This window comes from Vibrio sp. AH4 (assembly GCF_030710545.1).
GTDB classification, from domain to species: domain Bacteria; phylum Pseudomonadota; class Gammaproteobacteria; order Enterobacterales; family Vibrionaceae; genus Vibrio; species Vibrio metoecus.
In genome coordinates, this window is record NZ_JALAIV010000001.1 from 2867273 (window position 1) to 2894109 (window position 26837).

The window sequence follows — 26837 nt, forward strand, 5'->3', positions numbered from 1 at the left end:
AAAAGCCGAGGCATTTGCCTCGGCTTTCTATTACCGTTTTTCGTCGCGGTTAGCCATTTTTCGGTGGCATGAATGCGGTGAGCTCCAACGCAGGTCCGGTGTATTTTTCAATACGCACCAAAGAAGAGTTCGCCGCACAGCCGTTGGCCAAACGAGAAGTCGGAATGTCTGAAGTCAGCACATTCGCACCACCGTTCTTACATAAGCCGCTTTGTGCATCCAGATCCGGCCAGCCGCCTTCGTGAATACAGACTGAGCCTTGTTTGATGCGATCTGTAATCAAAGCCCCGACTAACACTTGGCCACGCTGGTTATAGGCACGAACCAAATCGCCCGTTTGAATGCCGCGTGATGCCGCATCTTCTGGATGAATCCAGATCGGCTCCCGGTTAGCAATCGCATACTCTTCACGCAATTTAGCGTAGTTGAATTGACTGTGTAGACGGTGCGCCGCGTGCGCCGTCATTAATTGCAACTCGCCCTGCTTCGCATTACCGGTAAATTCATCAGGAGCCAACCAGGTTGGATGGGCTGGACAATCAGGCAAATTAAAGCCCGCCAGAGTCTTAGAGTAAATCTCAATCTTGCCGCTCGGTGTACCTAATGGATTGAGGATCGGATCAGCGCGAAAATCGGCGTAACGCACAAACTGAGCATTTTTCGCGTTCCACTTCATTTCAATCAGCTGGTTATCTTCCCAGAATTTACTGAAGTTTGGCATCGCCACTCGTGCTGCACGGCCGCTCTTCTGCGCGGTTTTGTAGAAACCGTACAACCATTCCATCTCGGTTTTGCCCTCAGTAAACACATCACGGCCTCCGGGACGGATCATTTCCGCCATATCGGCAAACACATCAAAGTCGTTACGCGCTTCGCCTTGTGGCTCCACCACCTGTTTCATCGGCACCAAGTGTTGGTTACTGTAGTCACCTGTCATGGTCAAGTCATTACGCTCAAACGTTGTGGTGATCGGCAGTACGATATCGGCATGCTTCGCCGCTGCTGTCCAATACGGCTCAGAAATCACAATCAGTTCAGGCTTCTGCCACGCTTTGATCAGACGATTGGTGTCTTGGTGGTGAGTAAAGTTGGCACCACCCGCCCACCAGATCATCTTGATCTCAGGGAAGGTCAGCGTGTGACCATTGTGTTGATAGGTCGCGCCCGGATGCTCTAACGCTTCAACAATACGCGCGACTGGGAAACTTTGCGTCGCCCCCGAAATCGCCCAATCATTCCCCGCTGAAGATCCACCACCAATGGCAGCCGAAATCGCAGGCAGCACACCCGCGTCACGCGCGGGGTTACCCCCATTCGAGTAATGGTAGGAGAAACCAAAACCACCGCCCGGCAAGCCGATTTGTCCCAACATCGCCGCTAACGTCACCACCATCCAGTGACGCTGCTCACCATATTGCTGACGCTGCATACCCCAGCCTGCCATTAGCATGGTGCGATGATTGCTGAAAATCTCAGCCAGCATTTCTAGTTGCTTGGCTGGTACGCCACAGATGCCTTCTGCCCATTGCGCGGATTTTTCAACGCCATCTTCTTTACCCAGTAGATACGCTTCAAAGCGATCGTAGCCTACGGTGTATTTATCCAAGAAGGCTTTATCATGCTTACCTTGTTTGATCAGTGAGTGGGCGATCCCCATCATCATCGCCACATCCGTCATCGGGTGTGGGGCAATCCATTGGGCTTGCTCACCGAAAAACTCGATGGTTTCGGAGCGGATCGGATCAATACCGATAATGGTTTTGCCGGATTTTTTCAATTGATGGAAGAATTCAAGGCCTGCGCAATCGGTCGAGCTCCACGCAATTTTCAATGTGTTGATCGGGTTTAAGCCCCACAGAACCACCACATCACTGTGCTCTAACACTACGGGATAAGTGGTTTGTTGCTCGTATACTTCAATCGAACCGACCACGTGTGGCATGATGATTTGCGCCGCGCCAGTTGAGTAATCGCCCAAGTGGCCTGAATAGCCGCCCGCCATACTCATATAGCGTTGCAATAAAGTTTGAGCTTTATGCAGCACGCCACTGGAGCGCCAACCATAAGAGCCAGCAAACACCGAGGCTGGACCATAGGTTTTGCGAATGCGCATATGCTGCTCATGGATTAAGCGATACGCGTCATCCCACGATACGCGGACAAACTCATCACTGCCACGTACTCCTTTCGGCGCGGCAGGGTTCGCGAGAAAGCCTTTGCGAACCATAGGGTATTTAACCCGCGCTTGGGTATACACCTGATCAGGGCCTGTCGATTGCAAGCTGTTCGGTACGGTTTGTGCCAACGCATTTTTGGTCGCCACCATTTTGCCATCTTGCACTTCACAGAGAAGTGGCCCCATACGTCCAGCCGTTAACACGCCTTTGCCACGCGCATTATCACTGGCAACCGAGAGTGGCGAGAATGAAGTGAAAGCCATTGCACCAGCAGCCATACCAGTGCCTTTTAAAAATCCACGGCGGGTGATTTTAGTCATAACGTTATCCCTCTACTTGTACTCAGTGACCAACCACATCTTTGGCGTGGTGTTGGAAGAACTTGGTGAGAATTTCTAGGTTCTCGGCAGAAATGTCTGTCCGTTCTCCCATACTTTTCGCCACTGGCCCCCAAGCATTCACCGTAAAGTGATTGGACGGGATCTTGGCATGGCACGTTGCACAATACACGTTATCGAGCTGTTCTGCGTAAGACCAAACCGGCTCTAAGCTATCCACCACTGGGGAAGTGATTTTCGCCGTCAAGCTCACCGCACGCCACTGGTTACCATAAGCATCGGTTTTGTAGTCTTGTGCTTGCAGCGCTTGCTGGCCTTGCTCCGTTAATGTAGCCACTACCGCGCGTTGCCCATCGCCCATATACAGAACTTGTTCGGCACCTTTCATTTGGTAAGCGTTAATTTGCACGGTACGCTCGTTGCCATTGGTACTCACGACATCCAGAGCAGTCGTTGGGTTGATCGTACCCAATTCACCCATAGTAATTGCAGTGACTGGATAAACCCGTTGTGCATCTGCGGCCGTTTTTTCAGTAAACGCCATCAAGGTTTCAAACGCTTTGCTATCGAGTTCAGCTTCAGGCGCAAAGTGTGCAACCCCTTTGTGGCAATCAATACAGGTTTGATTGTTGGCTTTCGCGTAGTCGTGCATTTTCACCGACTCCGGTGACTGCTCAAACGGCTCCATCGCATCAAAATCATGACAAGAGCGACACGTCGCCGAATCATTGGCGCGCATTTGCTCCCATACGGTTTCGGCTAACTCTTGGCGATGAGCTTCATACTTCTCCGGTGTGCCAATCTTACCGGTGACAAATTCATGGTAGATATCTTTGGAAGCACGCACTTTTGTGATGAGGTAATCGACCGGATCACTAGGAATATGGCAATCAGCACACTCAGCACGGATGCCTTTCGCATTAGAAAAGTGAACAGAACCTTGATACTCCTTATAAGGGGTCTCCATAGTGTGGCAGGAGAGGCAAAACTCTGTGCTTGAGGTGTAATGCATCACAGCAGCACTACCACCCAAAGTGGCCCAGCCAATTGCCACCCCGATGACAACAAGCAGTGCAACATACCTTTTTTTGAACGACATACGCTGACATATCCTTTTACATTTTGAAATATGCGATCATCCTACCCCTTTTGGGGTATGAGATATTGATCCGCATCATATACGTGCTACGAAAAGCGTGCTTATGTGATTTAGTGTCCAACAAATAACAAAACCACTCGCGGTGACTCTTCACCAATTTCAATCAACGTGTTTACCTTTCATCCATGTACTCAACAAACCATAAAAAATCACCCCAGCATGGCTGGGGTGATCGGCATTATCAGCGAAATAAACAGCGCTATTTACTGACCATTCATCTGGCTAAGTTTGTCCCCAACCGGTTTGGAGAAATTAAAGCCATCATGTTGATCCCAGTTGATTGACCACGTCATCACCCCCGCATAATTAGGATAGGCAAAGGCTGGTTTAATGGTGCCACAACGGGTTCCTTTGGTTAAACAATCCAACGCATCAAGGATATTTTGAGTTGGTGCTTGGCCTGAGTTTGCCGAGCTTGGGCCTGAGGGTAAACCAATCGCTACTTGGTCATCACGCAGTGGTTCAAAGCGTGTACCGTTGGCCAAGGTGAAACCTTCAATCAACATTTTTGACTGGGCAACCATCATATCCACCGAACCTTCTGGTGCTGCCCCCGGAGTATACGGATTAGGTAAGCCACCATTGTTGTAGAGCTGAACATGCAGAATATCGAGTGTATCGCGCACTTCATTGATCACCGGAATGTAAGCGCCCCAAATACCGCTGTAAGCCACCATTCCACCTTGTACATAAGGATGTTCAGGCGCCATAGTGAGGAACATATCACCACCGATGTTTTTCTCGATTTGCTTCAATGCTCGGCCTAAACGCGCTTGAATTTGTGAGCCATGAACAAGGTTCGAGCCGCTTTCAAGATCCACGTCTAATCCATCGAAGCCCCACTCTTTGATCAATGCCGTTAAGCTGTTCACAAAGTTGGCTTCATCTTGATCATTATTGAGAGTGATTGTGCCTTCCGCACCACCAAGCGAGAGCACAAACACTTTGCCTTTCGCCTGCAGCGCTTTCATATCTTGCTTAAATTGCGCGGGATCGAGCGCAGGGCAACTGCTGTAAATATCGCCGGCATACAGGTTGAAGTGCACCGTACCTGTACTGTTGCGATCGTTTTCAGCAAAGGCAATGTCAACCACATCCCACGCTTGTGACATATCTGCAAGGCGGATTGGACAACCCGCACCATTGACGAAGTTATGCCAATAACCAATTAAGCGATGTTTCTTCTGCGTTTGTTCTACAACACTGATTGCGGCGGCTGAAGACGTCACGCTCGTTCCGGCTGCATCGGTCGCTTTTGCCGCGACGGTATAGTTACCGATGGCACTCGGCGTCCAACTGTAAGCAAAAGGCTCCGTGGTATCGGTCGCAACCACCGCGCCGTTGATCACAAATTCCACTTTCGCCACGTTGTTAGTCAGTGAAGTCGCATCAGCGGCAATATTAACAGGTTTACCTAAACCGACAGTTTGGCCAGACGTCGGTGACGTCAGTGAAACCACCAGATCTTGATCGCTCACCGTCACGCTGACTGCGCTTTCACTGGTGTTACTGTCGTTGTCGGTCGCCACAGCTTTCAAGGTTTGATTCCCCGTTGTGGTTGCTAGCCAATTGACCGCATAAGGCGCTTGAGTCACCACGCCTAAGCTGTTGTTGCCTGCAAAAAATTCCACTTGCGTGACCGAGCCATCGGCATCACTGGCTTGCGCCGCCACACTGACGGTTGACCCCGCAAGAATCACTTGGTTCGCGGTTGGGTTAGTTAATGTCACCGCTGGTGGCGTTGAACAAGCACCTAAGCCACTCCACGCCTCTTTCCAATAACTCCCTACTCCAGGTTCATACGCCCAGCCAGAGCTGGAAGAACACCAACCTGCAATATCACAACGGTATTTTTGGTTCTTGTTTTGTACCAACTGCCCTGCCGAATAGGCCGTTCCCGCAGAATAAACCGGAAGACCTGCACACCCTGCATTGGAACCACTGCTGACCGTTAAAGTCACTTCTTGACTCACGGTAGATTGGTTGTCGTTATCAATCGCTTTGGCTTTAAAGGTGTGGCTGCCGACAACGGCATTCCAATTAAACTGGTAAGGCTCAGAGCTATCCGTCACAACAAGTTGACCATCGACATAAAATTCAACAGCGTTGACAGTGCCATCACTGTCAGTGGCATTGGCGGCTACGGCTAAAACATCGCCCACGGTTAACTGTTCACTGCCCATTGGGCTAGTCAACGTCACGGTTGGTGGGACTGGGTTACCAGTAGGCGTTACGCTGATGTTCACGGTGCTGCTTGATGTTGCGCCTTGGTTATCGGTCGCAATCGCGGTCACTGAAGTGGCTCCTAGCGTTGCCGTCCAATCCACTTGATATGGGGCTTGTTGATCAATAGCGATACGCTGAGTACCCACTAAGAATTCTACTTGGGAGATGCTGCCATCGCTATCTAAGGCATTGGCTTGCAATCCGACGACGGAGCCTTGTGGGATCTTGGCATTATTGAGCGGCGATTGAATGGACACTTGAGGAGGATTATTGCTTCCCCCGTCACATTGCCCAAGAGCTTGCCATGCATCCCATGGGCCAGAATGCGTTGCCGGATCGTTACCCTGAGTCCAGTAACGCGCTTGGTAAGCGGTGTTGGTTTTTTGAACTTTGTCGCTGCCGACATACACGGTGTTGCTATCCCACACTGGCACGCCAGCACAATTGTAAGCTTGTGCGGAGTAGCTTACTCCCAAGCTGGCGGCAATCACTGCCGCTAAACAATAGCGCTTCATGTTTCTCTCCTGTATTAGATGATATCGCCTATAACTAATACTCTAGAGTGAAAGTTTTGCATGTTAATCGCCTGAATAGTTTACGATTCTCGGCACAGTGTCACTGCGCACAACGCGATGAAACATCGCTTTCAATACTTTTTCGGCGCGATTCACGAATCGAAATATGCCGATTAGCCTTGCTCAAAACGCGCATAAAAAAAAGGCCAGCATACACGCTGGCCTCAATCCATCAATCTGCGATCACAGTGATAAAATCACCCCAGCGATCGATGCGCTCATCAGGTTAGCCAACACGCCCGCACCAATCGCGCGGAAACCATATTGTGAAATAAAGGCACGACGTTCAGGTACCAAACTGCCTAAGCCACCAATCAAAATCGCCATGGTTGAAATATTCGCAAAGCCACACAGAGCAAAAGTGATGATCGCTTGTGAGTGCGCACTCAACTGCTGCTTCACTTCGATGAGTTGAATGAAAGCCACAAACTCGTTCACGACGACTTTATTACCAATCAGCGAACCTGCGGTGATCGCTTCATGCCATGGAATACCAATCAGCCACGCCACCGGAGCGAAAACATAACCCATGATCAGCTCAAAGCTCAGTTCGATGCCAAACCAGCCACCAACCCAGCCTAACAAGCCATTTAGCAGAGCAATCACACTCACGAAGGCCAGCAAAGTCGCGCCCACCGCAACAGCAATTTTCACACCAGACATCGCGCCATCCGCAATCGCTTCGACGACGTTAGTGGATTTCGGCAGATCCAACTCATCTTGCGCAATCGCGGCATCGACGTGTTCGGTTTCTGGCAACATGATTTTTGCCATCAAGAGACCCGCAGGGGCAGACATGAAAGCCGCCGCGATCAGATAGTTCAATTCCACACCTAAAGAGGCATAACCAACCAAAGTACCGCCAGCAACCGACGCTAAGCCGCCCGTCATCACTGCAAAGAATTGCGAATCCGTCATTTTATGGAGATAAGGTTTTACCACCAGCGGCGCTTCAATCATACCCACGAAAATGTTTGCGGTGGCGGAAAGGGATTCCGCACGGCCTGTGCCAAGCAATTTCTGTAAACCACCACCGATGAGGTTAATCACTTTCGGCATAATGCCTAGATGGTAAAGGCCAGAAATCAATGCTGAGAAGAAAATGATGATGCCGAGGACATTGATCGCAAACACGAAACCCACGCTGCCATTAGCGAGGCCACCAAACACAAAACCAATCCCATCTTGTCCGTAGTTGATCAGTTGTGACACCGCCCCCGTCACGCCATTCAGTGCATCTTTACCTGCAGGTACATACAGCACCAATAACGCGAAAAAGATTTGTAACAGCAACGCTAAGGAAACTGTACGCAAGTTGATATTTTTTCTATTGGTAGAAAGTAGCCACGCAACCAGCAAAATTGCGCCCATACCAAGAAGTGATGACATAACGCCGCCTAAAATGTGAATAGAACAGGAAAGGCGGCGATTTTAGTGAAGGAAATCGTATGCGCAAGGCGAGTTTGTTAATCACTCATTACCGAACGGGAGCGTAAAGTGCGAATTTTCATAACTTGATGATTTTATTAAAACTAAACGTTTGCCTAAAACCCATCTTTTCCATTTGGAAAATATCTTTTGAAAATCAGCAACAATCGATTACGTCTTATCCCGCGGTAAAGCGCACATAAGGTTGTAAGCGTGAATCCCAATAACAAGGATTACCTAGCGTATCTTTGATGAACTCGATGACCGCCGAAGTCTTTTTCGGCATATGTTGACGGCTTGGATACACCGCATAAAACGGCATTTGCTGGTTGGCACACCATTCTGGTAACAGTTGAATTAACTGCCCTGTGCGAAATTCATCACGCAATAAATACGTCGCTAAGTAGGCGATGCCCCATCCTGCCACTGCGGCATCGCGCACCGCTTCCGCCAAATCGACTGAATAATTGCCTGAGACTTTAACGGTTTGACTTTGCCCGTCCCGACTGAATGACCAGCGAGTGTAATCACGCTCCCAACTTCGATAAATCAAGCAGTTATGCTCCATCAATTCTACAGGTTGAGTCGGTGCACCATAGCGCAACAAATATTCTGCTGATGCAGCAACCACAAAACGACAATCTGCAATGCGTTGCGCCACATACCCTTCTGGCAGTTGTTCATTACTGGTGATCCACAAATCAAGCCCTTCTTTGAGCATATCGACTTTATGGTCAAACAGATGTACTTCGACTTTCAATTCTGGGTATTGCTGGCGAAGTTGCTCCAAGGCCGGCAACACATGCAAAGTACCGAACGATTGCGATAAACCCAGCCGGATCAGCCCTGCCACTTCATCACGCTGATCTTCCATTTCACTTTGTGCATTGGTCACAATCGTCAGCAGCTCACGGCACTGAGAGTAGAAGAGATTTCCGGCATCGGTCAGAGTGAAACTGCGCGTGGTGCGCTGCACCAACTTTACCCCGAGTGACGCTTCTAACGCGGCGAGCTGTTTACTGACATGAGAAACCGACACCCCCAGCGCATGCGCGGCGGCGGTGAAACTTTGATGTTGAATTAACACCGCAAATAAAGCCATTTGACTGGCACGTTCAGCAAGCAAACTCTATCCCCATAGAAGAAATATCCCCACCATCAATTATGGCTATGAACTGAAAAAACAGAGGGCTCACATTAGAGCCCTCCCGTTGGGTATGCAGAAATCAGAACTTGATCCGATCCGCCAAATGGCTAACCGCAAGAGCGAAGTAATATGAGCGGTTCCACTTCATCAACACATTGTAGTTGTTGTAAACAAGATAAATACGCCCCGCTTCATCATCAGGCATGATGAGCCACGCTTTCATGTCGTCAGAAAGCACCGGCAGTGGCTTACCGTCATAACGCGTTACGCCCAGTTTGCCCCACTCTTGCAGTGTTTTGCCTTTTTCTGGCTGGCGCCCTTCTAAATTATGGTCAAAGCCTTGAGGGATTTTTACTTGGCGTCCCCAAGTATATTTGTCATCCCATCCTGACTGGCTAAGATAGTTCGCCGTGGAGGCAAACACGTCTGAACGCGTTCCCCAAATGTCTTTTTTGCCATCGCCGTTGCCATCTGCAGCAAAATTCAAAAATGAACTTGGCATAAATTGACATTGACCCATCGCCCCCGCCCAAGAGCCTTTCATGGCTTCAGGTGCAATATGGCCTTGTTCTAAAATTTGCAAAGCGGCCATGGTTTCTTTACGGAAAAACTCTTCTCGGCGACCTTCATAGGCCAGCGTCGATAAAGCATCAATCACACTAAAGTTACCCGTCAGCGCACCGAAATTACTCTCGACACCCCACAACGCCACTATAAATCTGGGTTGCACGCCGTATTGCTGCCCAATGCGCTGCAATTCATCATAATGCTTTTCATACAAAGCTTGAGCTTGTTTAACTTTCCACTCCGGCACTGCGCGTGGAATATATTCATCCAACGTCAGTTTTTTCTCTGGTTGGTTTTTATCTGCCACCACCGCACGGGGTTTGTATTCAACATTTCGAAAAGCCGCCTCAAGAACGCGATCAGAAATTCCCTCCTGACGTCCCTGCTGTTTTAAGCTTTCCACATATTGTTCAAAACTGACTTCATTGGCGAGCACTGGTGCTGACAAGGTCAAGCCCAATACTATCGATAATAATTTTTTCAAGATGCCCTCCTTGAGCCATCTTCATCAGGGAGTTTGGTGCGCTTTGCGCTCCTTATGTTGTTCTAGCAAGTTTTCTGGTGGCGGTGGTAGCTGTAAAAAGAAGCCCTGCTCTTGCAGTGAAGCTTTCACTTTATCCACATTAACCTGCGCCAACTGACGCTGCTCAAGATTGACCAACATGACAAAAATAGGTTTACCAAACATTTGTTTCAAGGTGTCAGGAACCTGTGAAAAATCGTCCCGTTTCGGAATATACAGATAAGTGCCTTCTTTTTTAGGACTTTTATAAATCGAGCAAAGCATGCCAAGCCTTTTAATTAGATGATTGACCACTTAGGGCGTTTTGTCTTAATTCAGTTAACTTTGACCAAAATTGATGCCAAATCACTTATTTCACCGCAAGAGAACTTGCTGTGCTTTGGCGCTGAATATAACATGACAGCCCTGTTCTCAGCCAATGCTCTCTCCGCAAGGCATAGAGTTTATTGAGGTCAACGTTACCATGTCGAAAAACCCTGACCTGAAAGGTAGTAGCTTTACTTTGTCGGTGTTACACCTTTCTGACAACCAAATTGAACAAACTGTTCAATTTCTTCAAGAAAAGGTCGCGCAAGCTCCGGCTTTTTTTGCCCATGCCCCCGTGGTGCTGAATGTGGCGAAAGTTGAGGGTGATCTTGACTACCCCGCATTAAAGCAAGGGGTCCGCCAAGCGGGTTTAATTCCAGTTGGTGTCACAGGATGTAAAGACAAACGTAGCCAGAATCTCGCTGCCGAAGCGGGTTTTGCGGTAATGACCGCAACCAACTCCCCTACTCAAGCCCCAGCCAAAATGGCCCCCACCAAAGTGGTACGAACCCCAGTGCGTTCGGGCCAACAGGTCTATGCCAAAGATGGTGATTTGGTGATTTTAAGCCATGTGAGCGCGGGAGCCGAAGTGATTGCCGATGGTTCGATCCATATTTATGGCACGTTACGTGGCCGAGCGATTGCGGGAGCAAGTGGCCAAAGAGAAGCACGAATTATTTGTCATGATTTGCAAGCGGAACTGATTTCTATCGCCGGCCATTATTGGTTGAGTGACCAAATTGAAAGTCAGTTTTGGCAACAGAGGGTGATGCTCAGTATGACTGACGAATCACTCTACCTCGAAACGCTCACGATTTAAGATTGAAAGGAAAATATAACATGTCGCGCATTATTGTCGTCACGTCAGGAAAAGGCGGGGTTGGCAAAACCACCTCCAGTGCTGCTATTGCTTCAGGTCTCGCACTGCGAGGCAAAAAAACCGCAGTGATCGATTTTGATATCGGTCTGCGTAATCTCGATTTAATCATGGGCTGTGAGCGCCGCGTGGTATACGATTTTGTCAATGTCATCAACGGTGAAGCAACGCTCAACCAAGCCTTGATTAAAGACAAACGCAACGAAAACCTGTTCATTCTGCCAGCCTCTCAAACCCGTGATAAAGATGCGCTGACCAAAGATGGTGTACAGCGTGTACTTAATGATCTCAAAGAAATGGGGTTTGACTTCATCATTTGTGACTCTCCTGCGGGTATCGAGCAAGGTGCCTTGATGGCGCTGTACTACGCCGATGAAGCGATTGTCACCACCAACCCAGAAGTCTCATCAGTGCGCGATTCTGACCGTATTCTCGGCATTCTTGATTCTAAATCTCTGCGTGCAGAACAAGGTCAAGCACCGATCAAGCAACATCTACTGCTGACGCGTTACAACCCAGCGCGGGTGACTCAAGGTGAAATGTTAAGTGTACAAGACGTCGAAGAAATTCTGCATGTACCGCTGCTTGGCGTGATCCCAGAAAGTCAGGCCGTACTGAATGCCTCTAACAAAGGGGTTCCAGTGATTTTTGATGACCAGTCAGATGCAGGACAAGCGTACCAAGATACCGTTTCTCGTCTACTGGGTGAACAAGTCGAGTTTCGTTTCCTGACTGAAGCGAAGAAAGGTATTTTCAAACGCTTATTCGGAGGTTAACGCTATGTCATTGCTGGAATTTTTCCGCCCACAGAAGAAGACTTCCGCGAGCGTTGCCAAAGAGCGTTTGCAAATCATCGTTGCCGAGCGTCGCAGCCAAAACGATCCGGCACCGAGCTACTTGCCACAGCTCAAAGAAGACATCTTGAAGGTGATTGCCAAGTATGTCGCGATTGACCCTTCAATGGTTGAGCTCTCCTTCGAGCATAAAGACGATGATATTTCGGTGCTCGAACTCAACGTCAAACTGCCGGATGACGAGAAATAATCGGTTTAAAGCCCTCAAAGATGAGGGCTTTTTTTTACCGTTCGTCAAATCATTAAACGTGGCAACATTCACCAAACCAGCGCCTTAAATCGAAAGCGTGAGACGTTTTATTATCTGTTGGGAAATGTCACTTTTATTGAGCTAGATCACACAAAAGTTGTCGCTAAAATGACGCGCGTTTGACCCAGACTTAACGGCGCGAGTTCATAGTGACCGAGTTTCTGATGGTCAACATTTCTTAACCAAGGATTTATGATGAAAAAAAGTATTTTTGCCCTGAGCGCGCTGACTCTCATTCTTGTCGGATGCGACAACCAACAAGACGCAAAAGTGGAAGTAGAAAAGATCGTTGACGTTGCAGCGCAACCTGTAGAGCAATCAGCAGCTCAAGCGTCAACCGACAGTGTCGATGCGGCACATAATGCACAAAACAGCCTAGATTGGGCTGGCATCTATCAAGGTACCCTGCCTTGCGCTGACTGTGGTGGCATTGAAACTGAACTGACGATCAACAGCGATGGTACTTACAAATTAACGGAACAGTATCTCGACAAAGAGGGTGAACCTTTCGTTTCTGAAGGCACGTTTACTTGGGATGAAACGGGCAGCATCGTAACCTTACAATCTGGCGACCAAACAGGCAGACAGTATCTTGTGGGTGAAAATACGCTGACTCATCTGGATATGCATGGTCAACAAATCGATGGTGAGCTGGCCGAGTTTTACGTGCTCAGCAAGCAATAATCGCAACTTGCCTAACCGCAAAAGATTTCACACTAAAACGCGCCACAACGTTGGCGCGTTTTGTTTTTCTCTACAATCACTGCTTATTTTTCGCTTCAAAAGCGGCTAACTGTTCAGGTGTCGCTGGCGGTTGGTGGTTCGCTTTCCACTCATCGTAAGTCATGCCATATACACGCTCACGGGCATCATCAATATCCAGATCTAACCCCTCTTTCTGCGCTTCAGCGGCATACCATTTACAGAAACAGTTACGACAGAAGCCTGCCAAAATCATCAAATCGATGTTCTGTACGTCTTTGTTCTGATCCAGATGTTGCAACAGTTGACGAAACACTGCGGCATCGAGTTTATCTTGCTCGGCTTGGCTGAGTTGTTGATGTTTGAATTGAGCCACGTCACTTTCCTTTTGTGCAATGTTGAGTGCCGCGAGTATATACCCAAACGCCTGATCATTTCAGGTATGGAATTACAGCATCACTTCTTCTGAAGATAGAAAAACACCCAGCCAAGACTGGGTGTTCTCTACCATGATGCAAATCCGTGGATGTCGATCAACTAGCCTTGAATGCCAACGATCAACCAAGGTGCATTAGGAACAGTAAGGTCACGCTCTAAGTGCCATACGTCCTCGATGTTCTCTTCAATGCCTTCGACGGCGTCACGGTAACGGCCGCTGAACTGCAAGCTCAACTGAGCACGGTTTGCATCGTAGTCAGCACGCACAATTTCAGCGTCCACGTACATCACATCGGTGTGTTGCTCACCTTCGTAGTTCGCACGCTCGGCTTTGAGATCATCAAACAAACTTGGTGATACGTATTCACGAATCGTCTCTAGTTGATTGTGGTTCCATGCACCTTGCAAGATGCGGTAGTGTTCACGAGCCCCATTGACAAACGCCACACGATCAAAACCGGCTGGATAGTTATGCGGAATGTCACTTTGCGCTGCGCTACCAAAACCACCACCCATAGATTGTGGCTGTTCGAAGTTGTGCACATTAGGCTGCTCAAACGGCGTACGGTTCATACCGCCAAAAGCCGGTTGCTGCTGAGACTGATTCATGCTGCCCTGTTTTGAAGCCAGTAGGCCGCGCATCAGCTTAAAGATCACAAATGCGATCAAGCCCATGATCAGAATATCCATGAACTGGATACCTTCAAATGCACCGCCAAAGAAAGCCGCGAGTAAACCACCCGCCAACAAGCCACCTAACAAGCCGCCCATCAAACCTTTTTTCGTTGAGCTGGCAGGGTTAGCCGTATCATTCTTTTTTAAAGTATCGGTTTTTTGTTGCTTCGGTGCGGGTGCAGTTTTGTAACTGCTACCAAACGATTTACCGCCACCAAATTTTTTGGCCTCAGCAATCGGAGTGACCGCCACCGAAACCATGATTAACGCGATAAGCGAAAACAAACGTTTCATACACTTCCTTAGGGTTTGATGTTATGGGGCTTGCGAAAGCCTACCTATCTTTACTCGGTCACTATAGCCACTTCATCTCGCAATGGAAACGTTTTGCATTTATCGACATGTATCAGAATATTGCAAATCGATGCGTTGACGCTCCCGTAGGGGATGTTTAGACTATCGAACGTTGTTCATTATTGAATCCAGATCATGGCCAGACGAAACGATCACACCCGAGAAGAGCTGGTAGCTCTCACCCTAGATAGAGTTAAACAGTTTCTCGATACGCACTCCTATCATGAACTGAGTTTACGTAAAGTCGCGACCATGATTGGTTACGTGCCGAGTACCTTAGTCAACGTGTTTGGCAACTACAACCTCTTGCTACTTCATGTGGTGGCACAAACTCTAGATGAGTTGGCTTTAGAAGCACAGAAAGCCGTAAAATCAACCCCCTACCCCAAAGATGCGTTATATCAATTAGCCTATTGCTATCATAATTTTGCCAAACGGAATCCTTACCGCTGGCAGCTGATTTTTGAGCACAATATGAACGGAGAAACCTTGCCAGAATGGCAAGCCCAGCGCATTGATAACATGACCAGCATGCTAGAAGGTTTGTTGAAAGTGATTGCGCCGTTGCGCTCTGAACAAGAGGTGCTGCAAGCCAGCCGTGTATTGTGGTCTGGCGTACATGGCATCACGATCTTGAGTGTGGATGATAAGTTTTTTGCCAACGAGCCTATCGATGGTAATGCGTTGATTGATAACCTTCTTAGTCACTATCTGGCCAACTGGTAATGGATGAACGACATGGCGAATTCGACTACGGCGCTGTTAGCTGAGCGCCGTTTTTTACCTTATTTCATCACCCAGTTTCTTGGGGCATTTAACGACAACATTTTTAAAAATGTTTTGTTACTGTTTGTCGCCTTTGCGGGATCTCAAGCTCTCCCTATCTCCAGTAATCTGTTCATCAATCTTGCGGCCGGGTTATTTATTCTCCCCTTTTTTCTATTTTCAGCTACAGCTGGAGTGCTGGCTGATAAATATGAAAAATCACGCTATATCCGCAAAGTTAAACTGTTAGAAATTGTCATCATGCTCGGTGGGGCGATCGGTTTTCTCACGCAAAGTTACGGCATTTTACTGTTTTTACTGTTTTTGATGGGTACACAATCGGCTTTCTTTGGCCCCGTCAAATACGCATTGCTACCACAACAACTGAAATCGGAAGAGTTAGTTCCCGGTAACGCGTTAGTCGAAACCGGAACCTTTCTGGCTATTTTGCTCGGCACCTTGGGAGCGGGAGTCATTGCCTCAACAGAGTATGCACACTACTTTGCCGCCGCTGCGGTGTTGATTTTTGCACTGTTGGGTTATCTCTCTAGCCGTGCGATTCCACTGGCACCAGCCAGTGCACCCGATATTGAATTTCGTTGGCAGCCGATTGCTCAAACCAAGCAAACCTTACGCATTGCTAAGCGTGATCGCGCTATCTTCCAATCTATCATGGCGATCAGTTGGTTTTGGTTTCTCGGTGCGGTCTACCTCACCCAGTTTCCCAATTTTACTAAACTGTATCTTCACGGTAATGAAGCCGCCGTTTCTTTCCTACTTGCCCTATTTTCGGTTGGTATCGCGGTTGGCTCACTCACCTGCGATAAGCTTTCAGGGCATCGGATTGAAGTAGGGATCGTACCTTTGGGCAGTGTCGGTATCAGTTTATTTGGCTATCTGATGGCAACCAGCATTCCCGCCGATCTTCCCGTTTTTAGCACTTTTGTAGACTTTGTGTCTTACTCCGCTTTATGGCCACTTTTTGCTTATTTACTGTTGATTGGCGTATTTGGTGGTGTGTTCATTGTTCCGTTGTACGCCATGCTACAGCAGCGCGCCAAAGTCACCGAGCGTGCGCAAGTGATTGCAGCACTCAATATCTATAACTCATTGTTTATGGTCGGCAGTGCACTGCTGGGCATTGTTTGCCTCAGCGTGTTAGAACTGAGTATCCCGCAACTGTTCGCGGTGCTCGCCGTACTCAATGTACTGGTTGCTTTATATATTTTCCTACAAGTGCCGATTTTCGCCGTTCGCTTTCTGGTGTGGATCCTTACTCATACGCTGTACCGAGTGCGCCATAAAAACCTGCACCACATCCCCGAACAAGGCGGTGCACTGCTGGTGTGTAACCATGTCAGTTATATGGATGCCTTACTGCTGAGCGCGGTTTGCCCACGTTTGATTCACTTTGTGATGGAAGAAGAGTACGCCAACCTGCCACTGCTCAAAACGTTTTTAAAACGCGCAGGGGTGATCCCGATTTCCGCCAACAATCGAGCCTCTCTTCGCCGCGCTTTTGCCGAGATTGAGCACTCACTCAATGAAGGGAATTTGGTGTGCATTTTCCCCGAAGGTCGATTAACCGCCGATGGGGAAATGAACCCGTTTATGCGCGGCTTAGATTTAATCCTCCACCGCAGCCCTGTCCCGGTGGTTCCTCTGGCACTCAAAGGATTATGGGGCAGTTATTTCAGCCGCCATAAAGGGCGTGCTTGTAAAGGATTGCCAACCCGTTTTCGCTCCCAGTTAGAAATTGAAGCGGGAGAGCCTGTGGCTGCAGATCACGCTAATGCTGCGCTGATGCACGAAAAAGTTGCACACTTGCGAGGCGATTGGCGTTAATCTGTTCCACTCGCAATATGCAAATGGAACCCATTAATGAAAGGATTATTCAATCTCAGTCACCTCTCTGCGGGCTTTACCACGGTTTTGGTTGGTTATACCAGTTCGGTGGTAATCGTGATCCAAGCCGCCACAGCCTCAGGTGCCACCCCTGCGCAAATCGAAAGTTGGTTACTGACTTTAGGCGTAGTGATGGGGCTGACTTCAATCCTCTACTCTTGGGTTTACAAAACGCCTATTTTAACTGCGTGGTCAACGCCGGGCGCAGTGATGCTAGCCGCATCGGCGGGTCAATACTCGTTATCCGTTGTGGTGGGCGCCTTTATGCTTTCTGGTGCGTTAATTGCCTTAACTGGCATGATCGCCCCTTTGACTCGCGCACTGAGCAAAATTCCGGTTCCTCTTGGCACGGCCATGCTCGGTGCTATTTTGCTGCCCTTTTGTGCCAAAGCTTTTACGCCACTCACTCATACACCCGTGCTTTTTTTCCTGCTGTTTACCAGCTACTTATTGGCCAAACACTTTGCTCCCAGATACACCATGCTGATCCTGCTGATTACGAGTATCGGTTGTGCTATCACTCAGGGTAGTTTTGCTGACACTGACCTATCATTAAGCATTGCAACACCTCTCTGGGTTGAACCTGAGTTTGACTGGCTGGCTTTGATCAATCTGGCTCTGCCGCTGTACCTCATCACCATGCTTTCGCAAAACTTACCGGGGATTGCGATGATGAAAAGCTATCAATATGAAGCGCCGATCAAACCGATTTTGCTCGGCACCGGATTGGCAAACATGCTCGCCGCCCCTTTTGGTGGTTTTAGCGTGAATTTAGCCGCAATTTCAGCTGCGATCTGCATGGCAGAGGAAGTCGACAGCGATAAAACTCAGCGTTATCGTGCAGTGCTGTGGGCTGGTGTGTTTTATTTATTGGCTGGGATTTTTGCTGCTGCGGTGGTGAACATTTTCCTCGCACTCCCCCAACCCATTTCTGCCATGCTCGCAGGTTTAGCCCTACTCGGCACTTTGATGATGTGCCTGCACACCGCCTTTAAAACGGATGAACACCGTGAGCCAGCGCTGTTTACTTTTATCATCACGCTTTCTGGCGCAACACTGTTTGGAATGAGTGCCACTTTGATTGGCCTTGTCATGGGTTTGGTCTACTTACGTTTGAGCGCGACATCGAAAAAATAGCGGTAAGAGAAAGGTACTTAAATGGCTTGGCGTTACAGTTAAGCAGTAAATATCACTGCTGCCACTTCAAGCCATCCGAGTATTACAATAACTCAAACGTGGTTTGGTACGTGTCCAGCCAAGCTTTGACGGCCGCACGAGACACCTTAATTCCCCCATCCAGCAAAGTGTCAGGAAGTAAAAAGTACATGATAGGCCATTTGAATTTTTCGAGTTTGCCTTGGCACCAAGCATCGCCTATGGCTTGGCTCCACTGTGCTTCACTACGAATAATCGCAACAGGTCGCGCTCCATATTCACTATCTTGGACAGGAACCACAATGGTGACTTGTACTTGAGGGTGCTGGTTTAATACTGCCTCTATCTCTTCACAGTGAATGTTTTCACCGCCAGAGATAAAAAGATTATCCGCTCGGCCATTAATCAGCAGGTTATTACCCTGCCAGCGACCGAGATCTTTGCTGTCAAACCACCCCTGCTCATTAGTGAGCGGCACTAGCTGTCCTTGCCGATAATAGCCTTGTGCCAGCGTTTGCCCGCCGATAAAAATCCGCCCATCAACAAGGCACAGCTCACGATGATCCAAAAGCTCACCATTGCCCGCAAGTCCATCAACACGCTTTGCGGTCACCGTCGAAGCCGCTTCGGTCATGCCGTAGCCCAGCCAAGTATCAATACCGCGCTTTGCCGCAGCTTCGGCGAGTTCAACGGGGATATGGCTGCCACCAAGCAGAACACGTTTGAGTGTCAATGGGCAGCGACTGTCCAATAGACGTTTAAGCTGAGTAGGCACCAGTGAAGCATGGGTCACGCCGGCAATATCGCTTTGCAGATCACCCACTCCGATTTTGAGTGTTGCACCCACAGCAAGCCAGCGATAGAGTATCGCCACACCGGAAATGTGATACAGCGGCAAACTCAGTAACCAACAATCTGACTCAGTAAAAACGAACTGAGTCAGCAAACCGCGGGCCGAAGCCAAATGTTGCTGATGAGTATGCACGACGGCTTTGGCTGCGCCCGTCGAACCCGAGGTGAAAATTAATGTCGCCAGTTGTTCACAAGAGAACTGGCTAGAGACTTTCTCATCATCAACGGTTTCATCCCGCTCATCGGGCAAACTCAGGCGATGGGCATTAAGCTCCGCAATCTCTTCTTCACTCAGCGCGCAAGAAGGTGCTAGCCAAAGGTGCTTTGGACTTTGCTCCGCATAAAGCGTGGCGAGCTTTTCCTGCAAACGAGCCAAAGGTTGTGGTGCGACAAAGGCGCACAGCGCGCCCACTTGAGTGCAGGCCAAAAACCACAGCACAGTGGGCAGGTGATTTTTCCCGACCAGCGTCACCACTTCCCCCGACCGAACCCCTTGCTCACGCAGCGCTTTAGCATAGTGTGCCACTTGGCAGTCTAGGGCTTGCCAAGTCAGTGTTTGCCCGGCATGGTTCAGCGCGACCTGATTGGGGTCGCGCTCAAGCCAAGGCTGCCAGAGGCTCACAGAGCAGATTCCGAGCGCCATACGATTGGCTGCTCTTGCAGGGAAACCACAGGCAGCGAGCTATTTGGCCAAGGCGTTTCTAACTGAGCACGGAATAAACCTATGGTATCGAGCCCCGGCACTTCATTAGGCAGTAATTTATGCGCCAAACGCGCTAACTGGTTCAATCCTAAGCTAGACTCTAAGCTAGAACTGATCACCGCTTGCAACCCAAGTGCTTTCGCTTTCTCGACCAAAGCCTCCACACGATACACCGAACCAACCAAGGTCGGCTTGATCACTATGGTCTTCACGCCGAGCAGATTTTCTAAAGCAAAATCTGCATCGCGAACCGCTTCTTGTAAAGTTTCGTCCCACGCAATTGCAATCCCCGTATCAATCGAAAACGCGATACTTTCACTTGGCGATTGGCACGGCTCTTCCAGAAAGGCGATACGGCTGCGTAAAGACGGCGCGACGTATTGAGCAAATTTAAGCGCTTTGGCAGGAGTCCACGCGCGGTTGGCATCCAAACGCAGCGTTAAATCTGGCATTGATTCCAAAAACAGGTTGACCAGCATGCCATCCCGAATCGGCTCATACAGTCCAACTTTGACTTTAGCGACTTTCTGCCCCGGTAAGTTATTCAACACCGGCAGCAGCTCATCCGGATCGCCCGTGCACAGCGGCGCAACATAGTAGTTGCCTTGCGCGGGCAGCGCTTGTTCTAGCTCGTAGTGCGCCGTCGAAATGCCAAAGGCGACCGAAGGATGCTGTGCATCCCAATCAATCGTGTGACCATTGACCCACTGCTCAAGCAGCGCTTGTGCTTGTACGCCCGCTTCTTCCAACGTTTCTCGGCTAAAGCCGGGCAGCGGTGCAATCTCGCCGCGTGCAGTACGGTCGTTTTCGGTCAGTTCGACAATAAAGCCTTCACGCTGAGTCAGTTTCTCATTGCGAAGGATGACACCGCTATCCATCGGCAGTTGGTAACGATAGAGGGTTGCATGACGCATGCTGATCTCTTCCTATATCCAATACGTGTACATAAACCGACGTTTATGCTCAAAGAGAAAGAGCGGCTGGATGCCGCTCTGAGAAGAATTATGGGTTACGCGGGAACTTGTTGAAGTCCGGACGGCGTTTTTCATTAAACGCGTTACGGCCTTCCTGACCTTCTTCAGTCATGTAGAACAACATGGTCGCGTTGCCAGCCAGTTCTTGCAGGCCCGCTTGGCCATCACAGTCGGCATTGAGTGCCGCTTTCAAGCAGCGAATCGCCATCGGGCTGTGTTGCAGCACTTCACGACACCAGCGCACGGTTTCTCTTTCTAGCTCTTCCACTGGCACAACCGTGTTTACTAGCCCCATATCCAACGCTTCTTGTGCATTGTAGAAACGGCACAGGAACCAGATTTCGCGCGCTTTCTTCTGGCCAACAATACGCGCCATGTAAGAAGCACCCCAGCCGCCATCGAATGAGCCGACTTTCGGACCCGTTTGACCAAATTGTGCATTTTCTGCTGCGATGGTCAGGTCACACATCATGTGCAGTACATGACCGCCGCCTACCGCCCAGCCAGCCACAGCCGCAATCACAGGCTTTGGACAAGTCCGGATCTGACGTTGGAAATCCAGCACGTTCAGGTGGTGCGTGCCGGAATCATCACGGTAACCGCCGTAATCGCCACGGATCTTCTGATCGCCACCAGAACAGAACGCATCTTCACCTAAACCGGTCAGAATAATTACGCCCACTTTGTCATCGTATCGAGCATCTGACAGCGCGTGAATCATCTCTTTTACAGTCAATGGACGAAACGCATTGCGCACTTGTGGTCTGGCGATGGTGATTTTGGCAATCCCATCTTCAGACTTGTGGTAGTAAATATCTTGATAGTCACCGGTGCAATCTTGCCAAATCACTGGTGCGTAAAGTTCTTGTTCAGAAATGCCTGTTGTTTTAGCCATGGTGGTTCCCATTATCGTTATCACTCAATCTGTGATTGAGTGGATCATCGCTTGTACAATCTTTGCGAAGGCTTGCGGCTGTTCGTGGTGTACATTGTGGCCCGCATTCGCAACCTGACTGTAACTCAACCCGCAATGCTGTGCGAGTTGCTGAAATTTATTGTCTTTCTCGCCACACACATAGTGTATCGGCAGAGTAAGTGCTTGTAGTGCTGTCAATAAATACGGCTGCTTAGCCAAACTTGTTGCCAGTAACATATGTGCTACTGATGACCCAAGATTAGCACTACGTTGCGCAATTAAAGTTTGTCTTTGCTCATGGTTTAGTGAACTAAATACCGCTTGCTGATACCAATCGCTCAACACATGCTCAATCGGTTGCTTAGCAAAGCGCTGTGCCCACTGCTCATCATTTTTCCAACGCGCTGCTTTTTCCTCGTCATCTTGCAGTCCGAAGTGACCGCCTTCGATGATCGCCCCTCGCAGATTAAGGCGCGAAAAAGCCCCCTGTGCTAATCCATTCATGATTAATCGCCCGCCAAGCGAATATCCAACCAAAATGACTGGCACCTCAGGAGTGATATGCGCTTGCACCGTTTGCTCGATCATTTCGACCGCTTGAGCAAAATCATCACAATGCAACACTGGATTGGCACCATGACCGGGCAGATCCAGTGTTAATACCGCGCACTGTTTATCCGCTAAATAGGTGAGGACGGGGTGCCAATCCGCTCCACTGCCAAGCAAACCATGCACCAACACCACCAAGGGTGTTCGCGCTGCGGGTTTGGCAAAGTGCAGTTGACTAGAGAGCATGGAGTTGCGACGTTAATTGTTTGATGTGCATAGAAGCTTGCTGGGGTGGAGTTTTCACTTCGATCAGTAAAGTGCCAACACCTTGCGCGAAATGCTCTTCCACCAAGGCTTGGTAATGCTCTAGCGTTTGCGCAGCACTGTACGCCAAACCAAATTGCTGGGCTGCGTGGGCAAAGTCCATTCCATGCGGCATTTGATAGAGCGCTTCGCGCTGCTCACTCGGTACAGGCAGGAGATCGAAAATCGCCCCACCATCGTTATTGGTCACCACAATCACGGTCGGCTGCGGTGGATTGCGGATCAGCGCTAGCGAGTTGAGATCGTACAGCAGCGAGGTATCCCCCATCAGCATGAACAGAGGTTTCTGTCGTGCTCGCTGAACACCTGACGCCGTTGCCACTAAACCATCAATGCCCGACGCACCGCGATTGGTGAACACTTCACGCCCATCAAGCGCGCTGAACATATCCACCAAACGCACAATCAGGCTGTTGCCCAAAAACAGATCGGCTTGCGTGGCGCGCTCGGTTAAATCTAGCGCCAGAGCTACTTCGCTCAATGCAACGTCACTTAAAGCAGAAGCAGAGAAATGCAACTGCGCCAATTGGTGAACCGATTGTGCATAATGGGTTAACGCATCTGCCCAACCTTGTTGGGTATGTTGACCCGCTAAGCGTTTACTGAGCAACGCTTCTACCCAGTTTGGAATATCACACACCCACTGCTGCTGCATCGCATGCCAAGGGTTGTTACGCTCCGTCTGTGGCGAAACATAGTGATATTCACCACGAGCTTGCCCACACCAATTGGCTAACCATTGCACCAAGCGTTTAGAAACTATTCGTGAACCAAACTGCACCACGACTTCACACTGATTGAGCACATCACGCGCGTTTTGGTGCTGTAACCACAAATCGAAATGTGCCCACTCACTGCTGATACCCGATTGCGGATCACACAGCAGCGGCCAGCCCATCGCCTTAGCAAAACGCTGCGCAGCATGTGCTTCATCAGATGTCACCGATCCAACAATCACCACACCTTTGGTTAAAAAGCCGTCCAATGACGAAGGTACGCTTTGTGTCAAACTTTGGTGGCGCTCAGTGTATGGGCGTTGATGTTCGCGCCATCTTTGCACACTGGCCAGATAAGGCTGATAAATAGCCTCATCACCTGTCGAATACAAAGGCTCAGGAAACGGGCAATTGATATGTACACTGCCACCGAGCAGGGCTTGGCGAGCCATCACATCATCAATCGACGTGAGTAACCAAGAAAGTGGATGGTGTATCGCAGGGCTTGGCAGCTCAAGGGTTACATTAACGTGATGAGAAAAAATGCCAGATTGAACAATGGCTTGATTCGCACCGCAACCCACCAGCTCTGGCGGGCGATCCGCAGTGAGTACCACTAAACGTTCACCAGTAAGTTTGGATTCGGCAATGGCAGGCAACAAGTTCGCCACCGCGGTGCCCGAAGTCACAATCACCACGACTGGCTGTTGGCTGGCTTTCGCTAGACCTAGCGCCATAAAACCTAAGCCACGCTCATCATAGTGAGTATGTAGAGTAAACGCCGCATTGGCATGTGCTTCAAGCGTCAAGGGTGTAGAACGAGAACCCGGAGCCACACACACTTGTGTTACGCCTAAACGGCTTAACTCTTCGAGTAACACTCGCGACCAGAGGCGATTCAATAAAGCTTGATCGTGGTTCATGAGGCCACTCCCAGCGGTAAACGGTCAGTAATCAAGCTCAGTAAGGTCGAGAGCTTTTTATCCAGCTCCTGCCATTCATGCTCAGCCACGGAGCCCGGCACAATACCCGCCCCCGCAAACAGCTGAACTTGTTTATCCACCACTAGAGCACTGCGAATCGCCACACAAAACTCGGCTTGCGCATGGCTAAAATAGCCCATAGAGCCCGCGTACCAGCCGCGTGCAAAAGGCTCATGTTCAGCGATAAAAGCCAGCGCACTTTGGCGAGGCAAACCGGCCACTGCCGCCGTCGGTTGCAGCGCACTCAATAGCTGCACGCCATTGACCCCCGATTTCAGCTCCACATCAATCCGTTTCTTCAGGTGTTGAACTTTCCGCAGACGCACCAACTGCGCATCATGCTGGCTATGAATGTGATCGGCGTAAGGGGCAAGGCTTTCAATAATGTCATCGACGACTAACTGATTTTCGTTGAGATTTTTACTGTCATGCGTCAACCAATTGGCCAACTCCATATCCTGTGCGGCATTGATTCCTCGACCAATCGTGCCCGCTAACGCTTCGGTTTCTAAATTCTGTCCATGACGTAGATAAAGACGCTCTGGAGTTGACCCCATAAAACTGTGGCGAGAATCCAACGCCAGTAGAAAATGGAAACTGTGATGGTTTTGCGCATGGCTAGCTTGCAGCAATTGCGCCGCGCTGATCGGCGCATCCAACGAAAGTTTGGTCTTACGCGCCAGTACCACTTTTTTAAACTGCTGCTGAGTAATGCCATTCAGCACTTTCTCAACCAACGCATTCCACTGCAAAAGCGAGGGAGTGTGTTCAACATCGCTGACTTGCGCCGTCAATGGGCGTAGTGCGGGAACCTCAAGTAACAGTTTTTGTAGAGCATTAAGCGTGCGTTGCGGCTCACTGTTGATGTTCACCGCCAATGACCACTGTTCATCAAAACGGGTTAATTCAATCTGCGGTAAAAAAAAGAAAGAGGACATGCAACGCGGATTTTTCTCCGTATTGCCATCAAATGAACGCCCACCCCAAACGCGCTGCTCATCACCTAAAATGGCGTAAGCCGGTGCCGGATCAGTAAAAGTGTAGATCTGCCCCAGTGCGACCACTTCTTCACGGGTATCGCGCGACTGCCAATAGAATTTGGGGAAAATCGGTTGAGCGTCAAGCCAATCAATCAGCGCAAACGGCGGTTTTTCTGCCAATGGCTGAGTAAAACGAACATCATGATCCTTCGCGCCACGGATTTGCTCCATCAATTGAGCAACGGCCTGAAAAAAATGCAACAAAGCGACCTCGTACGGGGGGAGATTCGGTAAACTGAGGCTACTCTATTGAGAGAGCCTTATGAAATCAAGGTTATGGGGTATCTTTTACTTCGCTGAGTGATCGACACAACATGTCTTCTGTTTTTAAACCTAGGTTATCTTAGATTTTTATTCTAAAAAATGGCAAGTTAGTGTAGTTTGATCAAGAAAACAGATTATTTTCAGGAAAATCACAATGCAAAATATCGGGATGTCGTCAAAACTCGATAATGTCTGCTATGACATTCGAGGACCAGTGCTTAAACATGCTAAACGCATGGAAGAAGAAGGGCATAAAATACTGAAACTAAATATCGGTAACCCTGCCCCATTTGGTTTCGACGCCCCAGACGAGATCCTGGTTGATGTGATCCGTAACCTGCCAACATCGCAAGGTTACTGTGACTCTAAAGGCATTTATTCCGCTCGCAAAGCGGTGGTGCAGTACTACCAGAAAAAAGGTATCCGCAGTCTGGACGTCGAAGATGTATACATCGGCAACGGTGCTTCAGAGCTTATCGTGATGGCGATGCAAGCCCTGCTGAACAATGGCGATGAAATGCTGGTACCTGCCCCAGATTACCCATTGTGGACAGCTGCGGTTGCGCTTTCTGGCGGCAAAGCCGTGCACTACATCTGTGACGAAGAAGCCGATTGGTATCCCGATCTCGACGATATTCGCAGCAAAATCACCCCAAAAACCCGTGGTATTGTGCTGATCAACCCGAATAACCCAACGGGTGCGGTGTACAGCCGCGATTTCTTGCTGGAAATTGTAGAAATTGCCCGTAAGCATAAGTTGATCATTTTCGCTGATGAGATTTACGACAAAGTGCTGTACGACGGCGCAGTGCATACCTCAATCGCCACTTTGGCGGATGATGTGTTAGTGGCAACTTTTAACGGTTTGTCCAAAGCTTATCGTGTGTGTGGTTTCCGTGGTGGCTGGATGTTCCTGACTGGCCCTAAACAACTCGCACAAGGTTATATCGCAGGTCTGGATATGCTTTCCTCCATGCGTTTGTGTGCTAACGTGCCGATGCAGCACGCCATTCAAACCGCACTTGGCGGCTATCAAAGTATTAATGAGCTGATTCTGCCGGGCGGCCGACTGCTAGAGCAGCGAGATCGCGCATG

At 49.3% G+C, this 26837-nt stretch carries 23 protein-coding genes; 8 read left to right on the forward strand and 15 right to left on the reverse strand.

Annotated features, from left to right (window positions below; translation table 11 throughout):
- Positions 1-49: 49 nt before the first annotated feature.
- From MKA69_RS13105 to MKA69_RS13135, 7 genes are all read right to left on the reverse strand, one after another.
- The gene (locus MKA69_RS13105; protein ID WP_305848199.1) at positions 50-2497 is read right to left on the reverse strand and encodes a molybdopterin guanine dinucleotide-containing S/N-oxide reductase; all 2448 of its coding nucleotides are present in this window, start codon (positions 2495-2497) and stop codon (positions 50-52) included.
- Positions 2498-2519: 22 nt separating this feature from the next.
- Positions 2520-3614, reverse strand: coding sequence for a NapC/NirT family cytochrome c (locus MKA69_RS13110; protein ID WP_305848200.1), 1095 nt, complete (start codon positions 3612-3614; stop codon positions 2520-2522).
- A gap of 263 nt (positions 3615-3877) precedes the next feature.
- A complete protein-coding gene (locus tag MKA69_RS13115) occupies positions 3878-6415 on the reverse strand; it encodes an Ig-like domain-containing protein (RefSeq protein ID WP_305848201.1) in 2538 nt (845 codons plus the stop codon).
- A 243-nt stretch (positions 6416-6658) separates the two neighbouring features.
- A complete protein-coding gene (locus tag MKA69_RS13120; RefSeq protein ID WP_033932765.1) occupies positions 6659-7864 on the reverse strand; it encodes a NupC/NupG family nucleoside CNT transporter in 1206 nt (401 codons plus the stop codon).
- 217 nt (positions 7865-8081) lie between these two features.
- Complete coding sequence (locus tag MKA69_RS13125) at positions 8082-9029, reverse strand: LysR family transcriptional regulator (protein ID WP_305848202.1); 948 nt, start codon at positions 9027-9029, stop codon at positions 8082-8084.
- A 100-nt stretch (positions 9030-9129) separates the two neighbouring features.
- Positions 9130-10101 (reverse strand): lytic transglycosylase domain-containing protein, encoded by a 972-nt coding sequence (locus tag MKA69_RS13130; protein WP_055030021.1) that lies wholly within the window; start codon positions 10099-10101, stop codon positions 9130-9132.
- Positions 10102-10125: 24 nt separating this feature from the next.
- Positions 10126-10404, reverse strand: a complete 279-nt coding sequence (locus MKA69_RS13135) for a YcgL domain-containing protein (protein WP_305848203.1) — start codon at positions 10402-10404, stop codon at positions 10126-10128.
- A 199-nt stretch (positions 10405-10603) separates the two neighbouring features.
- Between MKA69_RS13135 and minC the strand changes: the two genes are divergently transcribed.
- The 4 genes from minC (at position 10604) to MKA69_RS13155 (ending at position 13111) form a co-directional block, all read left to right on the forward strand.
- Positions 10604-11266 carry a septum site-determining protein MinC gene (gene minC, locus MKA69_RS13140; RefSeq protein ID WP_134818003.1) on the forward strand — a complete coding sequence of 221 codons (663 nt, stop codon included), beginning with the start codon at positions 10604-10606 and terminating at the stop codon, positions 11264-11266.
- A 20-nt stretch (positions 11267-11286) separates the two neighbouring features.
- Entirely contained in the window at positions 11287-12099 is an 813-nt protein-coding gene (gene minD / locus MKA69_RS13145; RefSeq protein WP_000086774.1) for a septum site-determining protein MinD, read from the forward strand.
- Positions 12100-12103: 4 nt separating this feature from the next.
- Positions 12104-12367 carry a cell division topological specificity factor MinE gene (minE, locus tag MKA69_RS13150; protein WP_000054415.1) on the forward strand — a complete coding sequence of 88 codons (264 nt, stop codon included), beginning with the start codon at positions 12104-12106 and terminating at the stop codon, positions 12365-12367.
- Between the two features lie 252 nt (positions 12368-12619).
- Positions 12620-13111 carry a copper resistance protein NlpE gene (locus MKA69_RS13155; protein WP_083802596.1) on the forward strand — a complete coding sequence of 164 codons (492 nt, stop codon included), beginning with the start codon at positions 12620-12622 and terminating at the stop codon, positions 13109-13111.
- A gap of 76 nt (positions 13112-13187) precedes the next feature.
- On the opposite strand, the gene MKA69_RS13160 is transcribed toward MKA69_RS13155, so the two are convergent.
- Positions 13188-13505: a DUF1244 domain-containing protein gene (locus MKA69_RS13160; RefSeq protein ID WP_000046696.1), complete on the reverse strand. Its 318-nt coding sequence runs from the start codon at positions 13503-13505 to the stop codon at positions 13188-13190.
- 161 nt (positions 13506-13666) lie between these two features.
- The gene (locus MKA69_RS13165; protein WP_000825377.1) at positions 13667-14536 is read right to left on the reverse strand and encodes a Tim44 domain-containing protein; all 870 of its coding nucleotides are present in this window, start codon (positions 14534-14536) and stop codon (positions 13667-13669) included.
- A 195-nt stretch (positions 14537-14731) separates the two neighbouring features.
- Here MKA69_RS13165 and MKA69_RS13170 point away from each other — a divergent pair, with 195 nt between their 5' ends.
- The 3 genes from MKA69_RS13170 to MKA69_RS13180 are packed head-to-tail and all read left to right on the forward strand — an operon-like array spanning position 14732 to position 18403.
- A complete protein-coding gene (locus MKA69_RS13170) occupies positions 14732-15322 on the forward strand; it encodes a TetR/AcrR family transcriptional regulator (RefSeq protein WP_000113986.1) in 591 nt (196 codons plus the stop codon).
- A gap of 12 nt (positions 15323-15334) precedes the next feature.
- Positions 15335-17206, forward strand: coding sequence for an MFS transporter (locus MKA69_RS13175; RefSeq protein ID WP_305848204.1), 1872 nt, complete (start codon positions 15335-15337; stop codon positions 17204-17206).
- 36 nt (positions 17207-17242) lie between these two features.
- A complete protein-coding gene (locus tag MKA69_RS13180; protein WP_305848205.1) occupies positions 17243-18403 on the forward strand; it encodes a benzoate/H(+) symporter BenE family transporter in 1161 nt (386 codons plus the stop codon).
- Between the two features lie 82 nt (positions 18404-18485).
- Here MKA69_RS13180 and menE read toward each other — a convergent pair whose 3' ends face one another.
- From menE to MKA69_RS13210, 6 genes are all read right to left on the reverse strand, one after another.
- Positions 18486-19916, reverse strand: coding sequence for an o-succinylbenzoate--CoA ligase (menE, locus tag MKA69_RS13185; RefSeq protein WP_305848206.1), 1431 nt, complete (start codon positions 19914-19916; stop codon positions 18486-18488).
- Positions 19892-20890, reverse strand: a complete 999-nt coding sequence (gene menC / locus MKA69_RS13190) for an o-succinylbenzoate synthase (RefSeq protein WP_305848207.1) — start codon at positions 20888-20890, stop codon at positions 19892-19894. The genes menE and menC overlap by 25 nt, the downstream gene beginning before the upstream one ends.
- A gap of 88 nt (positions 20891-20978) precedes the next feature.
- On the reverse strand, positions 20979-21845 hold the full coding sequence (gene menB / locus MKA69_RS13195; protein ID WP_001140803.1) for a 1,4-dihydroxy-2-naphthoyl-CoA synthase: 867 nt from the start codon (positions 21843-21845) through the stop codon (positions 20979-20981).
- A gap of 24 nt (positions 21846-21869) precedes the next feature.
- Complete coding sequence (gene menH / locus MKA69_RS13200; RefSeq protein ID WP_305848208.1) at positions 21870-22661, reverse strand: 2-succinyl-6-hydroxy-2,4-cyclohexadiene-1-carboxylate synthase; 792 nt, start codon at positions 22659-22661, stop codon at positions 21870-21872.
- Positions 22651-24378 (reverse strand): 2-succinyl-5-enolpyruvyl-6-hydroxy-3-cyclohexene-1-carboxylic-acid synthase, encoded by a 1728-nt coding sequence (menD, locus tag MKA69_RS13205; RefSeq protein WP_305848209.1) that lies wholly within the window; start codon positions 24376-24378, stop codon positions 22651-22653. The genes menH and menD overlap by 11 nt, the downstream gene beginning before the upstream one ends.
- Complete coding sequence (locus MKA69_RS13210; protein WP_305848210.1) at positions 24375-25682, reverse strand: isochorismate synthase MenF; 1308 nt, start codon at positions 25680-25682, stop codon at positions 24375-24377. The genes menD and MKA69_RS13210 overlap by 4 nt, the downstream gene beginning before the upstream one ends.
- Before the next feature lie 214 nt (positions 25683-25896).
- Between MKA69_RS13210 and MKA69_RS13215 the strand changes: the two genes are divergently transcribed.
- On the forward strand, positions 25897-26837 hold a 941-nt coding region (locus MKA69_RS13215; RefSeq protein ID WP_305848211.1), incomplete at its 3' end, for a pyridoxal phosphate-dependent aminotransferase.